Consider the following 17,193-nt stretch of genomic DNA (forward strand, 5'->3'; position numbering starts at 1 on the left):
CCTGCCCGCTCCATGCTGAAGGAGATAAACCATGGGAATACTACAAGATGACGTGGCCGGTGATATAGGCTCTGTGCCACGCTGCGAAAAGTGCGGGTCGGAACGCGTCGTGAAAGACGCCTGTGCCTGTTGGAATCCGGACAGCGGGCTGTGGGAGCTGGAGAATATCTACAACGACGCGCATTGCCACCAATGTGAAGGTCAGACAAAACTGGTGTGGTCCAAACAAGAACACCCGCCACACCAACGCATCCGCGAGCTCAATGACCAGTTTCGAAGAGACGGCATTGGTCGGGGGTCGATCATGCTCACTTTGGGAATTCAGGAGAATGGAGGCGAGTTTGCTGTAGCAGCGGTCAGAGCTGTCCGTGAATTCGATGATTTCTCAGATGATAATGATCCGTGGGGTGAGCATGACTTTGGCGCCATCAAAGTCAATGGCCAGAAGGTGCTTTTCAAGATCGACTATCTTGATCCATCGTTAGAGAAAGTTTCAGAAAACCCTGCCAACGAAGGCTGCACGCATCGAGTGCTTACCATAATGCTTGGTTCTGAGTATTGAACAACGCCGTCCCCTTGTGGGCGGCGTTTCTTATGCTTCGTAAGTAACAGGTTTCACTCACCGCTATCGCTGTAGCCAGTGAGCTTTCCGTCCTTATTGTAATGTCGACGTTTTCCGCTCATGCCTGGAGGATCAGAAGGACCGGAGTAGCCGCCTGGATCAATATGGTTTGCCCAGAAATACTGGCCTACAAAGCACGCCAGCATGAAAATCACACCAAAATTGTCGTCAACGTTAATCCATATAAGGATTCCTCCAACGACACCTAGCACCGAAGGCCAAACACCCCAGAGCATCAACAAGCCAATCGCTCCATAAATCACCACCCAGAAAAGTAGAGATCCAGCTATTACCAACCCAACTATCCAAAGAAGTACTTCCATTGGCCCTCCTAACCCAAAACAGGAAAAACGTAGCCGACTTTTGACGTTTCATCAACTTTACAGCCACTAACTTGTCATCTAGTCACCAAGCTTGCCATGTGCCGAAATGTGTACCGCTCTGTTAGAATTATGTTTCAAGCGCGTATACTAGATATCCAGCCTCGGCTAGTTCAGCCGCTCTCCGGGGCTTAGAAGCATCAGTCGCGAGATGTTGCTGAGCCCTGTTCTTTCGCATTTGTAGAGACGAACACGCAGTTGCGAATGTTTGCTGGTTACCGGACCCATGAGGGGTCCGGTTCTGCGCACCCGCACAGCGCGATACGTTCGTCCTGCAAAACACGATCCCGCCGAACCTATAACGTCAGACCATATCTTGCCTGCTAGAGATAGGCTCCTTGGCGACATAGACTGAGAATCCTCACCACGAGGTTTTAGTCACTTAGTACAACAATCTATGAGTTCTCAATTTGCCCTCGACTTGCGTTTGGCACGCAAGAAAGCGGGCTATACCCAAGATGATCTGGCACATCTTCTTGATACCCATCAGACAGTGGTCTCCCAACTGGAACACGGCAAACGTCGTCCCAGCCTCATCGAGATCATTGATTTGTCACTCGTCTACGGCCGTTCCTTCGAAAGTTTCTTTGCGGAGGTGATGGCCGAGCGGAAGAAGCACTTGTCAGTCAGGCTCTCTACGCTTCCGGCCCCTGGTCGCAAAGCCATGAGCACCTTTAACCGTCCCGGTTCTCTGTCGCGCATGAAACGTCGTTTGGCTGAGGGCCTCGATCATGGCAGCGCTTAAGGTGCTGTCCGTGGCGGTGTCATCGGGGCGCGTTGGATATGTATTCCTGGAAGGCACACAATTGCTCGATTGGGCGGTAACCACGACCGTATCAAACAAGGCCACAAACTTGGTTGCCTACGTCCAAGAGCTCATCAACACGCTCCAACCCGATGTTGTTGTCACTGAGAAGTGCAACGATGACTGTCGCAAAGGTAGCCATTCTAAAAAACTCATCGCTTCCATCGCAGAACTAGCTAGCCACAACTATGTTCTCGATGTGCAGGTGTCCCGTCGGCGTGTCTTTCAGTCGAAATACGAGGAAGCTGAATACGCGGCGAAGCGACATCCTGATTTGATCGGGCACTTGCCGAAGAAGAAGCGTCGCTTCTTTGAGTTTGAGCCACGCAACATGATCGTATTTGAGGCGTTGGTTTTGGCCGAAGAAGTAATCAACGGTCCACCGGATAAATTGGCAGCCGCCATGGGTTAGACGTCGCCAATCAAGAAATCAGAATATCCAACCCGTGACCACGCACTCTCTAAGAGTGCGTGGTTTGGTTCCGGCGGCCGCCATGGCGCTGCAAAGTCTTCAAACGTCTGAAACAGCTGATAGGAACAAGGACCCAACTGTCGCTTAGTCTGCTTAAGCATCAAGTTCATACGATCGCGGTCCGGTACTATGTCTAAGACTAATAACGGCGCGGTGAGTTTCAGCATCTCTTTGTATGCATCTTGAGCAACGAACATCTCATATTGCTTGAGATGGCGCTCGAAACTCTTGCGATTCCAATTCCGTGATGTGACTGGCTCTGTACCACGGTCGACTTCCATCGCAAAAAAGCGAAAGCGATCTCCTTTTGTAGTGTGGTACGTGAGACCAAAAAGTGCATCTGGCTTAAGGTCTTTGCGTACCGGCCTGTCGCTATCTTTCTCTTGGATGCGCAAAGGAAACGACAGACCTGCACCTGCGCGCTCCAAAATCGCATGTTGTGGGATGAAGGACAGATTACTTCGTTGAAGAGTCGCCAATTCAACAGAGGCAGTACTACAGGCGACCATATGTCTGTGTAGCCACGGACCATGGTGACCTGAGGTTTGGTGCCAAAGATTTTTCTCTTTCAACGCTCGAACACCAGTGGCTGAAACCTGATGGACGATTTGATTGTACCCAGCCTTAAGTGTTGCAAACTGCTGAGGCGCACGGTCGATGTAAGCTCCACCATGAGCTGTATTCTCCTCATGGAAGAGATCACCGAGACGTTCCTTTTGCCGTTTGTCGCTCGTCCGTAACACGGCTGAATAGGCGAGCAGATATGAAGTAGATAGCGGGCCGTGTTGGTGGAGTTTCTCAAGCCAGAGAAGGTCGCGATCTGTCAGACGTACCCGCTTACCAGTCGACTGTCGCACATGAGCGGACCGGCGTCCAAGACCATCCCTTACCACTGATCACTCGCATCCGTGTCTGGATCGTCCTTATCTTTACCAGAGCGCTGGGATTGCTCTTCTGTATCATCTGGCCCCTGATCGGCCTCGCCCCCGTCTGGCTCGGTACCATCTGCTTCAGCCGAGCTGGCCTCATCCGGTTCTACCTCTTCAGATGCCCCGAGGGCAGAGTAGTGAACTGCATAGCGCTCGCGCATCTTTTTGCGCAAAAGGTCAGCGTCCTCGGTATCCAGACGTTCTTTATCTTCGAGATATCCCAATGGAAACGAGAGAGGTACGGCACCAGAAGACACACCTCGCACATAAGCCGCAAAACTGCCTTTGGGCTGCTGTTCGATCAATCTGGGGTCGGTATAGAGCATTGGTGCCAGCGTTCGGGCGTCCTTGGCGGAAACGCCCCCGGCAAACTTAACGGATGTGTTGGCAGCGAAGGCTTCTTGCAGTTTCGGATCAAGTTGCCCGAGATATTGATGCGCCAGCACCATCCCTACCTTGTACTTGCGTGCCTGCGCCAGAATAAGCCCAATATTGCGGTCAAAGTAATCAGCGGCCTCGTCGATGTAGACAAGTGTTGGTGTCCGGTCTTTCTCCCTTATCGTGGCACGTTCCTGAGCCGCCTGGGCAATCAATGCAATGAAAAACCGGCCGAAGATTTGGCTACCCTGCTCTTTGAGCAAATCCTTGGCAGTATTGATAAGGATCACTTTACCCGAATTCATTTCTGAGAATAGATCGAGCTTAGAGCGCGGATGCGAAAACATTCGTTCAAATGTTTGGTTCTCGAGAATGCCCCAAAGACGTCGTAGTACTTGCTTCTTGGTTTGCTCAAACTCCTTTCCGGCAAACTCTGTTTCAAAGAATCGCCGCGCAGTTCCCTCAAGCTTGGCGATGTGTTCGGCAAAGGCGACTTCGCTGCCTGGCTCCATCAACTCACGAAGCGTATGAATGGTGGCATCGGGGATATGTAACATGAGCCGAGTGACATAGCGGAAGATGACATTTTGTTTTTGGGTCATCTCTGCTGCCAGCAGTGTGCCTAGTACAAAATCATACAGTTCTAGGATGGAGTTGGTCAGGCGTTCGCGTTCGAGAAGCGGGTATTCCTGTAGACGTTCGAGCCCCACATCAAATAGGTTGAGTGAAACGGGGTATTCAACATCCGTTGGGTCGATGATGACCACTCGGTCGTGCAGCTGTCCGCCCGGTGCAAACTCCTTCAGACTGGCGATGTTTCGAATGAGGTCACCCTGGCTGTCGAGCACCACGACGCTTTGCTCGCCAGCCGCCACGGCCTCGAGATCGTTGGCAATCAGATACTGCAACGTCTGCGTTTTGCCATGTCCACTGCCCGCTACGATGTGGTGGTGCTCGAACCGCACAGACTGAGAAATGGTATAAGTGACGGTCTGATCGAAGATCGACGCCAACGGCGTTCCAGCCAGATACGACAGAACGAGCCTCACTGGGTCTTTCTCGTCAGATTGTGATGGGGTCTTCGGTTGCCGTGTGAACGAGCCAGGATCAGCCGGATTTCCGCCAGACGCTGCCACCAGGTTGCGTTCTAAGCGATCCGCCAGCTTTGGGAACAACCCCGCTGCTTTGATGTCTTCATTGAACCCAAGCTGCAAGCAATGCTCGACTGCGCGAGGCAGGTCAGTGTGGCTGTGCAAGAGATCAGTGGGCACGGTGATACCGCCCGAATTGTGCGCGGTATTGAGCAGAGCGGGACAGCCGTCGAGCAATGGACGAAAGACGTATACCGAGGCGTCTGTGATGAGATGGAGGGATTGCTCGAAATTCTCCAAGAGTGGGCGTTCAGCATTGAGCGCATCCCGTACCTCCCACCATTCAGTCACGGATCGGCTTTCCGACCAGTCGATCTCGGGCAACACAAAGTGATCATTCGCCTGTAGTAACTGAAAGGCTAAGGTATGCAGTACGACAAACTGCGGATGTATCGTCGAGATATCGAGCGCTTCAGCCGCCCGCGTCGCGGTGCGCCTTGCGACCTGCACCTGTGCGGTCTCGGGATCAAGGCCCGATTGCCGATAAAGTACACGCAGTCGTTCATAGAGCGCTCGGGTCTCATCCTTGTCGCTGGTACGAAAGAGTCCATGCACGAATGCATGCATACGCTGCGCTAAATGAGCTGGCATTTCAAATGCCCTTGAGGATCACCTGCCGCGCCTCTTCTTTGGGCAAAGGCTCAACGGTGTGTTGCTCGGTGCCATCCCAGTGTTTGGCACTTTCCATGACTTGGCGCAGGTACGACACTACCGTTTCTAACCAAGCTTCTTTGCGGGCCAAGTCCACCACGCTGTCACAGGTAAAATGGCGTCCGTGCAGTAAGTCTTTCACATAGATGGTTTCACGGTTCTGGTGATACCAGAAAAAGCCCGCGCCTATTCCGGCAGCGACTGCAAGCAGCAAGCCGATAACACCCATGTCTCGCACGGCAATAAACGCAATGACGAAGACCACTACGCTTACAAAAGCTGATCTTCCAAACAATCCCGGTTGGTCAACGTCAATTAGCACCGCATCAGTGAATTTATACTTCTTCATGATGTCTGCTTCATCAAAATCGATTTGTATTTTCCCCCAGAGTTTAAACTTAACGCTCCGACCGCTGTACCCTTGCTCACGCTTAAAAAGTAAATCCAAAGTTCTTCCCCATTCCAAGTCTTGGTCTTAGTCAGTTGGGACGTTCAATACCCCACAAAACCCTGCCCGCCTGGCGGGGGTGGGTCAAGAATGATTCAGGTGGGGGTTGTTCACAGGTTCGGGTGATTTCAACAGCAGTATTTGTATGAAGTCATTTGAAAGCGACGCGGAAGTTGGTCAGCAGTGCTACGCAACGAGTCGCTATGGCTGAGGATCGGGGGAACCGGTCTATGGGGATACAGGTTTAGTCAACCCCATCTACGAATGTCTCAACGAAACCTTTGATCTTTTCCACTACACGCGCGGCAACAGTCTTGCGCTCACGCAAACCTGGCCTGCTGTTCATCAGTGCGATTACATCATCACGCATCGGTGGCTTTTCGGTGAACAAGTAATCACCAATTACCCTCTCTAAACCTTCTGGGTTCAAATCTTCGTCTTCACTAATCGCTTGAAATGCTTTCCTCCGCTCGTCGTTCCAGTATTCATCAAATACATCGCCAATGTCTGACCCTTGGGGAACCTGTGGCATGTGCTCTGAAATAAACCGTTCGATGAGTTCTTTTTTGCTACGTAACTGTGCCTCGCTATCGAGGATGTCCATAATGGTTTTACGTTGTTTGGCGCGGTCTTCGGGTCGAGCTTCAGCCATCCTCTGCAGCAGATTGATGATGTAGCTTACGTTAATCTTGTCTCGCGTGATCAATTCGATCTCGAAGTCAATGTCGTCCAGAACGGAAACCTTTTCCTTTTCGCGTTCACTTTGCACCTTCTGATAGAGGTCCAGATATTTGCTGCGAAAGTCAGCGAACAGTTGCTCATCTATAGGCAGATCGTCGAACGTGAACTGGGTGAAGCAGTCAAGGACGTTTTTGATGCGAATGACATCCCGAAACGCTTGAATAAACTTCGCCTCATCCTCCTCGGTCAAAAGATTATCAACGCTGGTAACGTCTGGAGTGATAGCGAAAAGGTTAGTCACGGCCCCCTCGAATTTCGCCACGTAGTCCTCGTATGGAGCGAGGATGATCTCTTCTTGAGCTTCTTTGTTGGCGAACAGCTCAATTGCTTTGTCAGTTGCGGGCTTTAGGTTACGGAAACAAACCACATTACCCTGAGACTTCTTGCTACCCATAGTCCGGTTTGTGCGCGAATACGCCTGCAGGAGGCCGTGGTACTTCAAGTTTTTGTCGACATAAATCGTGTTCAAAGGCTTACTGTCGAAACCAGTCAAGAACATATTGACCACGAGCAGGATGTCTATCTGCCGGTCTTTCACACGCTTTCCAATATCCTTGTAGTAGCCGTAGAAATTGTCGGTTGAATAGTTGGTCCCAAAACTGCCGTTGTAGTCAGCAATGCACTCGTCTAGTTTTTCTCTGCTATGTTTGCTGACGGGACCGCTTTCGTCTGGCAGGTCGCCACCCCAAATCCCTTCTGCTTCTTGATCCTCTTCATTGGCCTGGTACGAAAAAATTGTCCCGAGCCGGAGATTGTGCTCGCCTGCCACCCGCTTAGCTTTGAAGAGCTCGTAATATGCAATCAAGCTCTTGACGTTGGCGACGCACATAATCGCCGTGAACTCGCGCGCGTGGGTTTTTCTACCGTGATTGGCAATTATGTAATCGACCACTTTCTCCAGTCGCTCAGGCGCTTCCATGACCTCTGCGGTGTCAATTGCCTCAACTTCGATGTCGACGATGTCATCCTTACGCTTGAAGGTGCGAATATACTCCACGGAGAACTTGAGCACGTTTTCGTCACGGATGGCGTCGGTGATGACGTACCGATGTAAACACTCGCCAAAAAGATCGCGTGTCGTACGTTTCCCTAGTGCATTCTTAGCCGCATTGTCAGCGAAGATCGGTGTTCCTGTAAACCCAAACAACTGCACGTTTCCGAAGAACTCGGTGATGCGCCGGTGCGTGTCTCCAAACTGACTACGATGACACTCGTCAAAGATAAAAACCATCCGCTTGTCGCGCAGATCGTCCATAGTAGTGAGATGTCGATCTCGAGTGATGGCAGTATTAAGTTTTTGTAAAGTTGTAACTATGAGTGGCGTATCATCAACAAATTGCTTCACCAGCGTAGAAGTTTTGGTCGTCGCGTCGACACTACCGTCCTGAAATGAGTTGAACTCCTTGATGGTCTGAAAGTCCAAATCTTTTCGATCAACCACAAAGACTACCTTATGTATATGTGGGCTCTGCGTCAGAATTTGTGCTGCTTTAAAAGATGTAAGGGTCTTGCCCGAGCCGGTTGTGTGCCAAATGTATCCGTTCTTGGTGGTTTGCAGCACCCGCTCTACAATCGCTTCAACCGCATAGTACTGGTACGACCGTAGAGCCATGAGCATTTGCATACTTTCGTTTAGCACCACGTATTTCGTGATCATCTTGGATAGCTGGCATTTCTCAAGAAACACCTCAGCGAATTCGCTCAGCTGCGTGACCCGCCTGTTATCCGTATCTGCCCAGAAAAAGGTTTGTTTGAAGTCACGGCGGTTCACCGGATTGTTGGCGTAGTACTTGGTGTTTACACCATTCGAAATGACAAACAGCTGGATGTATCCAAAAAGGCCGTAGCCAGCCGAGAATGAATGCCGGTGGTATCGGTTTGTCTGGTTGAAGGCTTCCTTCATTTCCAGACCGCGCCGTTTCAATTCGATCTGACACAGTGGCAGGCCATTCACTAAGAGAGTCACATCATACCGGTTGGTGTACTTGCCGGTCATCGTGACTTGGTGTGTCACCTGATACTGGTTTTTGCACCAATGGACTTGGTTAATTAGTTCTACGTAGCCTGTCGTCCCATCGTCCCGAGCGAAGTCGATCCGGTCACGTAGTATCTTTGCCTTCTCGAAGATATTGCCTCGTGCCAGTTTGTTGAGGATTTGGTGAAACTCAGCATCTGAAAGCTCGGTGTTGTTGTGCGCTTCCAATTGGCGTTTTAGGTTCGCGACTAGTGCCTCCTCGTCTGGAATAGACACCTTTTCCCAACCCAGTTCCTGCAACTGGTCGATCAGAGCTTTTTCGAGTTGTTGTTCTGTCTGTGTCGTCATGAAATCAGTTTCTACTCATCAGCAATGGATTGAAATTCATCAAAGAAAGCTTCGTAGGCATCATAGTCATGCTGGTACAATAGCCAACTATATGAAGCACCACCGATCCGGTCACCTTTTGTGTTCAGCCACTCATTGAAGCCTTCTTCTCCGGCATACTCGTCGTAGTTCATCTTACCAGAAGAGAGTTCCAGAATGTGGAAGTAGTAGGCCGCAAAGGACAGTGCCAAATTGAGCGACATAGCAGCGTGCGCCGGGCTTAGCTCCTTCTTAGAGGGTAGATGTCCATGGGAAATGTCACCGCTGGTGCTCCTATTGCCCAGAATTCGCCCGGCTGGTGTAATTAGCGCTGAGAAAATATCTTCGTAGTAATCGGGGTCATGCTCTTCAAAGAAAGCTTTGGCTCCATTAAGGATAGCAGTGATCTTCGCGGTTTCGATCTTGCTATCAACTGGTGCTTCAGCGGTATTTGCCCAGGCATTCTTGCCGACACACTCGTAAATTGCATTGGCAAGATCGATCTGTTTGCCAATCGTAGACTGACCATTGTACGCCTCTTCAAGAGGGACTCGAAAAGCCTCAATCTCAGGAAAGAAGTGTTTTAAGCGATCGTAGACGGAGAAGGCATCCAACATTACACAAACATCTGTTGTAGAAGGCCTTTTTTGAAATCTCGAGCTGCTTCCGACTCATCTGCGACGAAAGTAATCTTTGTATCAATAGCACCGAGAAAATCTGCGATTTTTCGCTGCTCGTCGGGGCAAGGTAACTGAACGGTCACCTCAGCTAAATCATTGGAGTTAATTGCCGGATAATTTGTTCCAGTACACCGTTCCAAAACGCGGTTAACGAAACCAGTTTCGTGAACTAGTTGGTACAAAAAAGCCGGGTTTTCGTAGGCGCGTAGTTGAGCGTAACCAGTCGACGCTACATGCAGTTCCGCACTCTGAAAGAAGAAGTTGTTCTTCTGGTAAGGCCGAACAAGCTGAAAGAGAATGTCGCCAGATGCGAGTAGTCGTTGTGCTCGGCTTGGGGCTTCCGATTTCAAGGTTAGTTTTGCAGCGGCTAAACTACCCTGAGAAACACTTTCTAGGTCGATATATAGGAACTCATCTGGCAAGGAATTTGAACGAGGGTTTATTTCCGCTACATCTCCCAGTCTCTTTTCGCGCCAATCGGGAAAGTCTTTACCTTGATCGTCCTTGAAGCGTAGTTTGCGTGTGAAAAGCTGTTGCATGCAGCCTTTTTTGTAGTCTTCCAACAGCGCCTTTTTGCGTGTCAGTTTTTCTATTCTCCCATCTACCGCTCCAAGAAACGCCGCGATTTTTTGTTGCTCGTTTTGATCAGTAGGGACAATAACTTTTACCTGGGAAAGTGAGTCTTGACCGACGTTGTATCGAGTACTTCCGCCGCTGCGAGCGGTCATGTCACTGCGGACCGCAGACGTTTTCAATAAACAATCAAAAAATTCAGGGTGGCTTTCTTTTACGGTGCGCCCACGAATAACAAAACCTCCGAAAGTTGCTGAGTGTTCGCGGTCCAGGTAAACATTGCTTTGTCCGACTTCCTCTCGGGTTTCGGAGCTCCTTTGAAAAAGAATATCGCCGTAAACGACTTTATTCTTTTCAAATTCAGCATCAGAAATCTCAACGCTTCCGATGATGTTGTCATGTAAAATTGGACCTGCGGCGATAATGTCCAAAACGTTAATGAACTTTCGACCGCTGCCATACGCGGATTTATCTGCGTTGATCCCATTTTTGAATGTAAAATAGTCGCCTAGTTGCTCTTCTCGCCACTTTTCCGAAAACTCAGGAAATCGCAGCTTCGGCGTGTTTGCAGTCTTTGCACTCATATGACAAACGGTGTTGAAATTCCGAGCTCAGCACAGAAACCCGCGATGGTTTTATCGGTTGTTTTGATGTCCCTTTCGAGAGCGTGAAGCGTTTTTGCCACGTCATTAAGGTTGATTTCGTCCTCTTCTTCAAAGGTGTCGACGTACCGCGGGATATTGAGGTTGTAGCCGTTTTCAGCAATTTCACTAAGCGGCGCTGTGTACGCATATTTCTCTACTGGAATACGGTTCTCGTACGTCTCGATGATTTTATGAACGTGCGCGTCAGTCAATGCGTTTTGATTGCCGACTTTCTCAAACTCCGCACTTGCATCAATGAACATGATGTTGTCGTCATGGACGCGGCATTTCTTGAACACCAGAATACACGCCGGGATTGAGGTGCCGTAGAAAAGGTTTGGCGGTAGTCCAATAACAGCATCAAGATAATTCAGTTCTTTTATGATGTATTCGCGAATGACACCCTCAGCTGCGCCACGAAATAACACTCCATGCGGTAGAATAACGGTAGCGGTACCGTTCTCAGCCAGTTGATAAATCATGTGCTGCACGAAAGCGAAATCGGCTTTCGAGCTCGGTGCAATCTTCCCATACTGACTGAAACGATCATCTGTCTCATTCAGCGGATTGTTTGATCCCTTCCATTTTGCGGAGAAAGGCGGATTGGCGACAATCACTTCAAATCGTTCATCTAAGTGCTGCGGTTCTTCGAGTGTGTCTTCCTGCCGAATGTCAAAACGCGAAAAATGCACGTCATGCAAGATCATATTCATGCGCGCAAGGTTATATGTAGTACGGTTCAACTCTTGCCCGTAGAATGCACCAACCTCTGCCTCTTTTGCGACGCGCAGTAGCAAAGAACCAGACCCACACGTAGGATCGTAGGCAGATTTTATGCGTTTCTTATCTAGTGTAACCAGCTTTGCTAGGATGCGGCTAACTTGTTGGGGAGTATAGAACTCTCCAGCCTTCTTTCCTGCACCACTAGCAAACTGAGCGATCAGGTACTCGTAGGCGTCTCCGAGAACGTCAGCGTCGACCTTATCGAGCTGGAAGTCGATGGCATCGAGGTGTGCCAAAACTTTGGAGATCAGCTGGTTCCGAGCATTCGGAGTACGTCCCAACTTCGTGCTGGCCAAGTCAATGTCTTCGAACAGCTTATTGAAGTCGTCTTCGCTCTCATTGCCCATCGTGCTTTGCTCGATGGCATTGAGAATGCGTTCCAGCTCTTCGAGAATGAAGTTGTTTCCACCTTGGACATCAGCGTTGCCGCGACTTGTAACCGCAGAAAAAAGCTCATTCGGGCGCAAGAAGTACCCAAGCTTCTCGAGTGACTCTTCACGAATGGCTTCAATGTCACCCTCGTCAGCGAGATCATTGTATTCCTTTGTGTCTTCTGTTTCGAGAAGCTGATTTGCAAACAAGTGCTGCTTCTCCGAAAGGTATTTGTAGAAGATGAAGCCAAGGATGTAGTCGCGGAACTCATCGGCGTCCATTTTCCCGCGCAATTCATTGGCGATGTTCCAGAGTTGTCTTTCAAGGCGGAGTTTTTGCGCTTCGGTCATGTAAATATTGTACTTTCTGCTCAAGGTAAGCGCAAAGTGCCGACGTTGATGGGGCTTTGCAAGACAGATCGGGTGACCGGGTTTGCAACCCCGATCACCCTGCTCCTGGTATCAGGAGTGTCGGTATGGTTCTTCTCGACGCGCAAGACGTTCTTTGAGCCATTCGAGCACTTCATCCTCGACCCAGCCCACCCGGTTCGGGCCCAGCGGTACCCGCTTGGGGAATTCGCCTGCCTTCTCCAGACGAGCTATGTGTTGGGGTGAGTACAAGACCAGCTCCTTGACCTGGCGTTTTGAAAGTATCCTCATCACGATGTTCTCCATGATTGAAGAGCATCGCGATGCTCGGGTTTCGACAAGTCTCCCGAGAGGGGTGAAGCGTAGCAGCGAATCAACCTATTGCAACAGGCTTGAATTCTCACCTTCAGCGGAACCTTCACGGAAAATAAGCAGCTATGTTCAGCCCTGTGCATCTGCCGGAAGTCTTCTCAGCAGCCTAAAATGGAGGGACTAAATCAAGGAGAAAAACCATGAAGATTATGTCCAAAGCAGAACGTCAGAAAGTCCGGAAAGAATACATCGAGTACCGCAACAAAGAGTTCAAAGCCGTGGCCAAGGAAGTAGGCAAAGAATACTGCAAGATTGGTGCCGGAGTGGTCAACGAACTTGGGTTCCTCTTCACAGGTGTTCGTGCCACCGCAGCGAAGAAACGCCGTTAAACCGCTCGGAAGCGGCTACCACTAGGCCGCTTCCATTTCACGTTCCTCCACTCCTGGAAATTCATCTCGTCTACTATCGTAACGAGGATGATTGGGCTCAAAGCGATAGCATTTGGCCTCCAAGTGGTTCAGATCATCAATTGATTGTTCGTAGTCTTCCGTTGAAATAATGCGCTCTACTGCTTCACGCATTTCTGATGGCAGGCACCGCTTTTCAATGATGCGGTCTACTTCTTCTTTGGTGTATCCCATATACTTGGAATCTATACGAAAAATGCCAAAGAGTCGAATCTGATAGCGAGTCAGAAAACAGGTTTCGTCAAGAGTCAAACCTGAAGCCTAGTTGGTAATTTCGGCTATATGGCTTTCGTATTTTGTAAGCGCCTCACGCATCTCATCCAAGAATGTATAGCGGTTGTAGATAGCCGCCACCCCCGACACTTGTGAACGGTGATCAATGATTTCCTCAGTGACGTGGAGCGGTACACCGAGGCGTGCCATGGTACTAGAAAAATAACGACGACAATCGTGCAGCACCCAATCTTTCACTCCTGACCGCCGATCCAGCCGAGCCTTGGACTTCGACCAGCTATTGAAGGAAAATGGTTTGTCGGGGAGGTGGTGGCCAAATCCGGTGATAGGGAGGGTATGGGGGCGCTTGCTTTTCATGACGCTACTTGGAAACGTAATCGTGTCAACCTCGATCCACGCGGGATCGTAACGCCAAATTTGATTGCGCCTTTGTCCGGTGAGTATGAGCAGTCGAACTATGTCGGAATAGGGTGCTTGCTCTACGTTCCAAATCGCTGCGACTTCCTCGTCAGTTAGCAGTCTATCGCGAACGTTAAATATCACTTTCCGTCGAATGAAAGGATTGCGATCGTAGTATCCCCGGTCGATACACCAATTGAACAAAGCTTTGAGGGCTTTGATTTGGTTAGGATCGGCAATGTCGGTAGACAACTGATCTAACTTTGTATCTGCGATACCTTTAAGCGCATATTGGTACCTTTCGGCGGTCGCTGGTCGCAGCCTAGAATGACAATCAGCCAAAAAACGATCACGCATGTCACCAAACTTTGGGGTCGTGCGAACAGTAGGAGGCGTCGCTAAAAACTGCCTGGCAGCCTGCCGAGCATCTTTCAGTGACAGGTCCGGCCATCTACCCAATGTCTTAAGGCGGCGTTGCGCTCCGAACATAACAAAAAAGGACTTAGACCGAGCGGAACACCTAACACCAAACCCTGGCAGCGCAGCGTCGAAGTGCTTTTCGCTTCCTCGTTCGGGGTTCGCCAATTTGCGAATTGAAAGTTCGGTTAGTGTCGCCATCCGTGTTTTGTCTCAGTTTTGTCTCGGGAATGTCTCGCGCAATGGCGGATTACAATTTGGCGCTATGTTCATCTGAATATCAGATAAAGCCATATAAATAAAGATTTATGTGTATTAATGTTCAGCTATGATTTTGAGGACCACTGTCTTCGGGAGGCAGGGGCCGTGAGTTCGAATCTCGCCACTCCGACCAGCTTGCTACTTTGATCTCCAAATCGCATCGGATGCCAAACCCACCCTGACTTTGCGCGCAGTCCACTGCCGCAAACAAGGTGTGGTTCGGAAATGGCCCATGCGACCGGGCGCGCGGACACTCGTTGTGTCCTTTTCCAAACGCCAAGGCTTGACCCTGAGAGGCTGTATCATCGGAAAGTGACTTAGCGGTGTTTCATAGCTAAACAGGCCCCACTCGTCAAAGTAACTGAGTGTCAGGCTTTTATTCCCTTTGTGGACTAATCAATTTGCCTGCAAGGCGGAATTGGAACTACGAAACATGTTCGACACCGATATCTCTATGGATACGCCCGTACGGGAAAGCCTGATATTTGCTGGAATTGCCTTGCTTGTTGCCTGTTTGTGGGTGGTATTTCGAAGTACGGGTGCCGGAGCGAGGCTTTTGTCGCGGTATTTGTGGATTGAGACAGCTGCGAATTTTCTGATTATCCCGCTGACAATTTTCGGCGTTGGTCGCCTCTCGACCGAAGTCCTCGAAAGTTTTGATCAGACGCGGCTTGCGGTCGTTTCGGATACTCTGATGCAGGCGTTGTTGTTTGTTGCGGTGGCTGTTGGCCTTGGCCGGATTGCAGAGATTTGGTTCAGCGTGAGCCATGTCGACGACGACAACAATGACGGGCGTTTGCCGCAGCTTATTCGTTTGATCCTGTATGGTCTGTGTGTACTGGGCGGCCTCGCAATTTTTCTGACACTGAATGGATACCGCCCGACTGAGCTTTATCTATCCACTGGCGTTCTGGCTGCGATCCTTGCTTTTGCCTCACAGCAGACTTTAGGTGATTTCTTTGCTGGCCTTACCTTGGGTCTGGAGAGCCCTTTCAAGTTGGGTGACTGGATTGTTCTGGAAGATGGCACTGAGGGCGGTGTGACAGATATCAACTGGCGGACAACGCGGTTAAAACAGTGGGACAATGCGACGCTTGTGATACCGAACAGCGTTTTGGCCAAAACGCGCATTCGTAACTTGCATGACCGAAAACATCCCTATGCGCCATGGTACACAATACGCCTCTCGGCCGACTATGATCCAAGGGCGATCAAGGTTTTGCTGTTTGACGCCGCATCGCGTTGCAAACGTACTCTGCCCGGCACAACGCCTGTCATTCGGTTGATAGAGGCATCTCAATCCCCATACACCTATATGATCTGGGTGCATTTCGCCAACTATCCCGCCATGTTTGCCGGCCGTGAAGAACTTTTCCGCGAAATCCACGATGCTCTTGGCGCGGCAGGCATCCAAGTGGCTGTTGACGTGCAAGAGGTGCGCTACACACGCGCTTTGCACACCCAAATCGAACCACCCAGTGTTTTGATGGCGCTCAAGTCTCTCGATTTCGCAACGTTTTTGAGCGAAGAAGACTTAGCCGATATCGCTGCGAGAAGTCAGCGCACCTTTGTCGAGGCGGGTAGTGTGATACTGGATGAAGGTCAGCAGGCTGATGGCATTTATGTGATTTCCAGCGGTGTTGTAGATGTGTCTGTCACATCCCAGACGAATAAAAGACACACGCTCGAAGAGTTGAATCCGGGCCAGTATTTCGGCCTTGCTGCGATGCTGACCGGTGAGCCCGCCGCGATGCAATATGCAGCACGATCTGATGTGTCCATCATCCGAGTGGACATTGGATGTTTGCGGCAGGTCGTGGCAGGCAAAGAAGGTATAACTGAGCAATTCGCTGAGCTGGTTCAACGCCGCCGAGATCGGGCGGATGACGCAAAATCTTACACTACCGACACTGAGCAGGCCGTGACGTTCCAGGATTTGGTCAGAAGAGTTGATCGTGTTTTTCGGGGCAACCTGCGCTAATTGGGCGTCAGATAAGCTGCGCCAACTGTTCGCAGGCTAGCTTCAGCGCTGGCAAATGGGACTTCAAATCATTCAGGCCCTTACGCTGGATCGGCGCATGAATTGACAAGGTCGTCAGCAACCGACCTGTGTTATCGTCAATGCCTACGGCAACCGCCGCCATGTCTTCCATGAATTCTTGATCATCCGTGGAGTATCCACGCGCGCGGGTCTCGGCTAGCTCGGCCAATAGATCTTTGGGATCCGAAATTGTGAATTCGGTTTTCTTTTCAAGCGTGACTGTCGACATCCACCGATGCAGCCGGTCATTGCGCAATGACGACAGATAGAGCTTCCCACTGGCTGTGCAGTGGAAGGGCACTTGTGTGCCAACTGGCAGCTGAATGCGCAATGGCCAATGCGTTTCGACCCGATCAAGGTAGACCATCCCATAACGGCCTGGTGCAGCAAGGTTGCAGGTTTCGCCGATCTGCTCTGCCAGCTTTTTCATGATCGCCAGCCGTTCTGTTCGCATGCGTTGTGATGACAGGGTATTGGCCGACAAACGGCGCAGTCGATGGCCGGGCCCAAAGGACCGCCCATCGACATCTCGTTGAATAAACCCTTCGTCTTCCGCCGTGGCCAAAAGACGATGAACGGTTGGTTTGGGAAGGTCCAAAGCGAGGCTGAGGTCGGCCGGAGACATAGGGCCTCCGGCCTTTGCCAACTCTTCTACGAGTAAGAGCAAACGCAGGTTGGTCGGGATTTGACCTCGGGTTTCGTTTGCGTCGCCTTTTGCCATTGG

At 50.4% G+C, this 17,193-nt stretch carries 17 protein-coding genes and 1 pseudogene; 5 read left to right on the forward strand and 13 right to left on the reverse strand.

All coding sequences use genetic code 11. The annotated features are described in order from the left end of the window. Positions 1 to 31: 31 nt before the first annotated feature. A complete protein-coding gene (locus RZS32_RS08420) occupies positions 32 to 562 on the forward strand; it encodes a DUF3768 domain-containing protein (RefSeq protein ID WP_317056548.1) in 531 nt (176 codons plus the stop codon). 53 nt (positions 563 to 615) lie between these two features. Here the strand turns inward: RZS32_RS08420 and RZS32_RS08425 are convergent, their stop codons facing one another. Further along, positions 616 to 945 (reverse strand): hypothetical protein, encoded by a 330-nt coding sequence (locus tag RZS32_RS08425; RefSeq protein ID WP_317056549.1) that lies wholly within the window; start codon positions 943 to 945, stop codon positions 616 to 618. 454 nt (positions 946 to 1,399) lie between these two features. Between RZS32_RS08425 and RZS32_RS08430 the strand changes: the two genes are divergently transcribed. After that, a complete protein-coding gene (locus RZS32_RS08430) occupies positions 1,400 to 1,747 on the forward strand; it encodes a helix-turn-helix transcriptional regulator (protein WP_317056550.1) in 348 nt (115 codons plus the stop codon). Beyond that, the gene (locus RZS32_RS08435) at positions 1,734 to 2,219 is read left to right on the forward strand and encodes a hypothetical protein (RefSeq protein WP_317056551.1); all 486 of its coding nucleotides are present in this window, start codon (positions 1,734 to 1,736) and stop codon (positions 2,217 to 2,219) included. The genes RZS32_RS08430 and RZS32_RS08435 overlap by 14 nt, the downstream gene beginning before the upstream one ends. On the opposite strand, the gene RZS32_RS08440 is transcribed toward RZS32_RS08435, so the two are convergent. The 8 genes from RZS32_RS08440 to RZS32_RS08475 all read right to left on the reverse strand — a co-directional run bounded on the left by RZS32_RS08440 (position 2,216) and on the right by RZS32_RS08475 (position 12,629). Further along, the gene (locus RZS32_RS08440; protein ID WP_317056552.1) at positions 2,216 to 3,136 is read right to left on the reverse strand and encodes a replication-relaxation family protein; all 921 of its coding nucleotides are present in this window, start codon (positions 3,134 to 3,136) and stop codon (positions 2,216 to 2,218) included. The genes RZS32_RS08435 and RZS32_RS08440 overlap by 4 nt on opposite strands. 29 nt (positions 3,137 to 3,165) lie before the next feature. Further along, positions 3,166 to 5,328 carry a type IV secretory system conjugative DNA transfer family protein gene (locus tag RZS32_RS08445; protein WP_339106885.1) on the reverse strand — a complete coding sequence of 721 codons (2,163 nt, stop codon included), beginning with the start codon at positions 5,326 to 5,328 and terminating at the stop codon, positions 3,166 to 3,168. Position 5,329: 1 nt separating this feature from the next. Next, positions 5,330 to 5,836 (reverse strand): hypothetical protein, encoded by a 507-nt coding sequence (locus tag RZS32_RS08450; RefSeq protein ID WP_317056554.1) that lies wholly within the window; start codon positions 5,834 to 5,836, stop codon positions 5,330 to 5,332. A 244-nt stretch (positions 5,837 to 6,080) separates the two neighbouring features. After that, the gene (locus RZS32_RS08455; RefSeq protein ID WP_317056555.1) at positions 6,081 to 8,900 is read right to left on the reverse strand and encodes a type I restriction endonuclease subunit R; all 2,820 of its coding nucleotides are present in this window, start codon (positions 8,898 to 8,900) and stop codon (positions 6,081 to 6,083) included. 11 nt (positions 8,901 to 8,911) lie between these two features. Next, a complete protein-coding gene (locus tag RZS32_RS08460; RefSeq protein ID WP_317056556.1) occupies positions 8,912 to 9,535 on the reverse strand; it encodes a hypothetical protein in 624 nt (207 codons plus the stop codon). Then, positions 9,535 to 10,755, reverse strand: a complete 1,221-nt coding sequence (locus RZS32_RS08465; protein ID WP_317056557.1) for a restriction endonuclease subunit S — start codon at positions 10,753 to 10,755, stop codon at positions 9,535 to 9,537. Before RZS32_RS08465 ends, RZS32_RS08460 begins: the two co-directional genes overlap by 1 nt. Further along, the gene (locus tag RZS32_RS08470; protein WP_317056558.1) at positions 10,752 to 12,320 is read right to left on the reverse strand and encodes a type I restriction-modification system subunit M; all 1,569 of its coding nucleotides are present in this window, start codon (positions 12,318 to 12,320) and stop codon (positions 10,752 to 10,754) included. Before RZS32_RS08470 ends, RZS32_RS08465 begins: the two co-directional genes overlap by 4 nt. A gap of 111 nt (positions 12,321 to 12,431) precedes the next feature. Continuing rightward, positions 12,432 to 12,629 (reverse strand): helix-turn-helix transcriptional regulator, encoded by a 198-nt coding sequence (locus RZS32_RS08475; RefSeq protein ID WP_339106886.1) that lies wholly within the window; start codon positions 12,627 to 12,629, stop codon positions 12,432 to 12,434. Between the two features lie 221 nt (positions 12,630 to 12,850). Here RZS32_RS08475 and RZS32_RS08480 point away from each other — a divergent pair, with 221 nt between their 5' ends. Further along, positions 12,851 to 13,039: a hypothetical protein gene (locus RZS32_RS08480; protein ID WP_317056560.1), complete on the forward strand. Its 189-nt coding sequence runs from the start codon at positions 12,851 to 12,853 to the stop codon at positions 13,037 to 13,039. Between the two features lie 21 nt (positions 13,040 to 13,060). Here the strand turns inward: RZS32_RS08480 and RZS32_RS08485 are convergent, their stop codons facing one another. From RZS32_RS08485 to RZS32_RS19000, 3 genes and pseudogenes are all read right to left on the reverse strand, one after another. Continuing rightward, a complete protein-coding gene (locus RZS32_RS08485) occupies positions 13,061 to 13,369 on the reverse strand; it encodes a hypothetical protein (RefSeq protein WP_317056561.1) in 309 nt (102 codons plus the stop codon). Between the two features lie 9 nt (positions 13,370 to 13,378). Then, on the reverse strand, positions 13,379 to 14,107 hold the full coding sequence (locus RZS32_RS08490) for a tyrosine-type recombinase/integrase (RefSeq protein ID WP_317056562.1): 729 nt from the start codon (positions 14,105 to 14,107) through the stop codon (positions 13,379 to 13,381). 51 nt (positions 14,108 to 14,158) lie between these two features. Further along, positions 14,159 to 14,368: pseudogene (locus tag RZS32_RS19000) on the reverse strand (Arm DNA-binding domain-containing protein); the annotation flags it as partial. A 493-nt stretch (positions 14,369 to 14,861) separates the two neighbouring features. Between RZS32_RS19000 and RZS32_RS08495 the strand changes: the two are divergent. Further along, on the forward strand, positions 14,862 to 16,409 hold the full coding sequence (locus RZS32_RS08495; RefSeq protein WP_317056563.1) for a mechanosensitive ion channel domain-containing protein: 1,548 nt from the start codon (positions 14,862 to 14,864) through the stop codon (positions 16,407 to 16,409). A gap of 7 nt (positions 16,410 to 16,416) precedes the next feature. Here RZS32_RS08495 and RZS32_RS08500 read toward each other — a convergent pair whose 3' ends face one another. Then, a complete protein-coding gene (locus RZS32_RS08500; RefSeq protein ID WP_317056564.1) occupies positions 16,417 to 17,190 on the reverse strand; it encodes an IclR family transcriptional regulator in 774 nt (257 codons plus the stop codon). Positions 17,191 to 17,193 lie beyond the last annotated feature (3 nt).

It is taken from the genome of Roseovarius sp. W115 (assembly GCF_032842945.2).
In the GTDB taxonomy this organism is placed as follows: domain Bacteria; phylum Pseudomonadota; class Alphaproteobacteria; order Rhodobacterales; family Rhodobacteraceae; genus Roseovarius; species Roseovarius rhodophyticola.

What these genes read in the sequence shown, in the direction of transcription:
- RZS32_RS08420 (WP_317056548.1), top strand. Translation starts at nt 32, where the DNA reads ATGGGAATACTACAAGATGACGTGGCCGGTGATATAGGCTCTGTGCCA.
- RZS32_RS08425 (WP_317056549.1), bottom strand. Translation starts at nt 945, where the DNA reads ATGGAAGTACTTCTTTGGATAGTTGGGTTGGTAATAGCTGGATCTCTA.
- RZS32_RS08430 (WP_317056550.1), top strand. Translation starts at nt 1,400, where the DNA reads ATGAGTTCTCAATTTGCCCTCGACTTGCGTTTGGCACGCAAGAAAGCG.
- RZS32_RS08435 (WP_317056551.1), top strand. Translation starts at nt 1,734, where the DNA reads ATGGCAGCGCTTAAGGTGCTGTCCGTGGCGGTGTCATCGGGGCGCGTT.
- RZS32_RS08445 (WP_339106885.1), bottom strand. Translation starts at nt 5,328, where the DNA reads ATGCCAGCTCATTTAGCGCAGCGTATGCATGCATTCGTGCATGGACTC.
- RZS32_RS08455 (WP_317056555.1), bottom strand. Translation starts at nt 8,900, where the DNA reads ATGACGACACAGACAGAACAACAACTCGAAAAAGCTCTGATCGACCAG.
- RZS32_RS08460 (WP_317056556.1), bottom strand. Translation starts at nt 9,535, where the DNA reads ATGTTGGATGCCTTCTCCGTCTACGATCGCTTAAAACACTTCTTTCCT.
- RZS32_RS08465 (WP_317056557.1), bottom strand. Translation starts at nt 10,755, where the DNA reads ATGAGTGCAAAGACTGCAAACACGCCGAAGCTGCGATTTCCTGAGTTT.
- RZS32_RS08470 (WP_317056558.1), bottom strand. Translation starts at nt 12,320, where the DNA reads ATGACCGAAGCGCAAAAACTCCGCCTTGAAAGACAACTCTGGAACATC.
- RZS32_RS08475 (WP_339106886.1), bottom strand. Translation starts at nt 12,629, where the DNA reads ATGAGGATACTTTCAAAACGCCAGGTCAAGGAGCTGGTCTTGTACTCA.
- RZS32_RS08480 (WP_317056560.1), top strand. Translation starts at nt 12,851, where the DNA reads ATGAAGATTATGTCCAAAGCAGAACGTCAGAAAGTCCGGAAAGAATAC.
- RZS32_RS08490 (WP_317056562.1), bottom strand. Translation starts at nt 14,107, where the DNA reads ATGCGTGATCGTTTTTTGGCTGATTGTCATTCTAGGCTGCGACCAGCG.
- RZS32_RS08495 (WP_317056563.1), top strand. Translation starts at nt 14,862, where the DNA reads ATGTTCGACACCGATATCTCTATGGATACGCCCGTACGGGAAAGCCTG.
- RZS32_RS08500 (WP_317056564.1), bottom strand. Translation starts at nt 17,190, where the DNA reads ATGGCAAAAGGCGACGCAAACGAAACCCGAGGTCAAATCCCGACCAAC.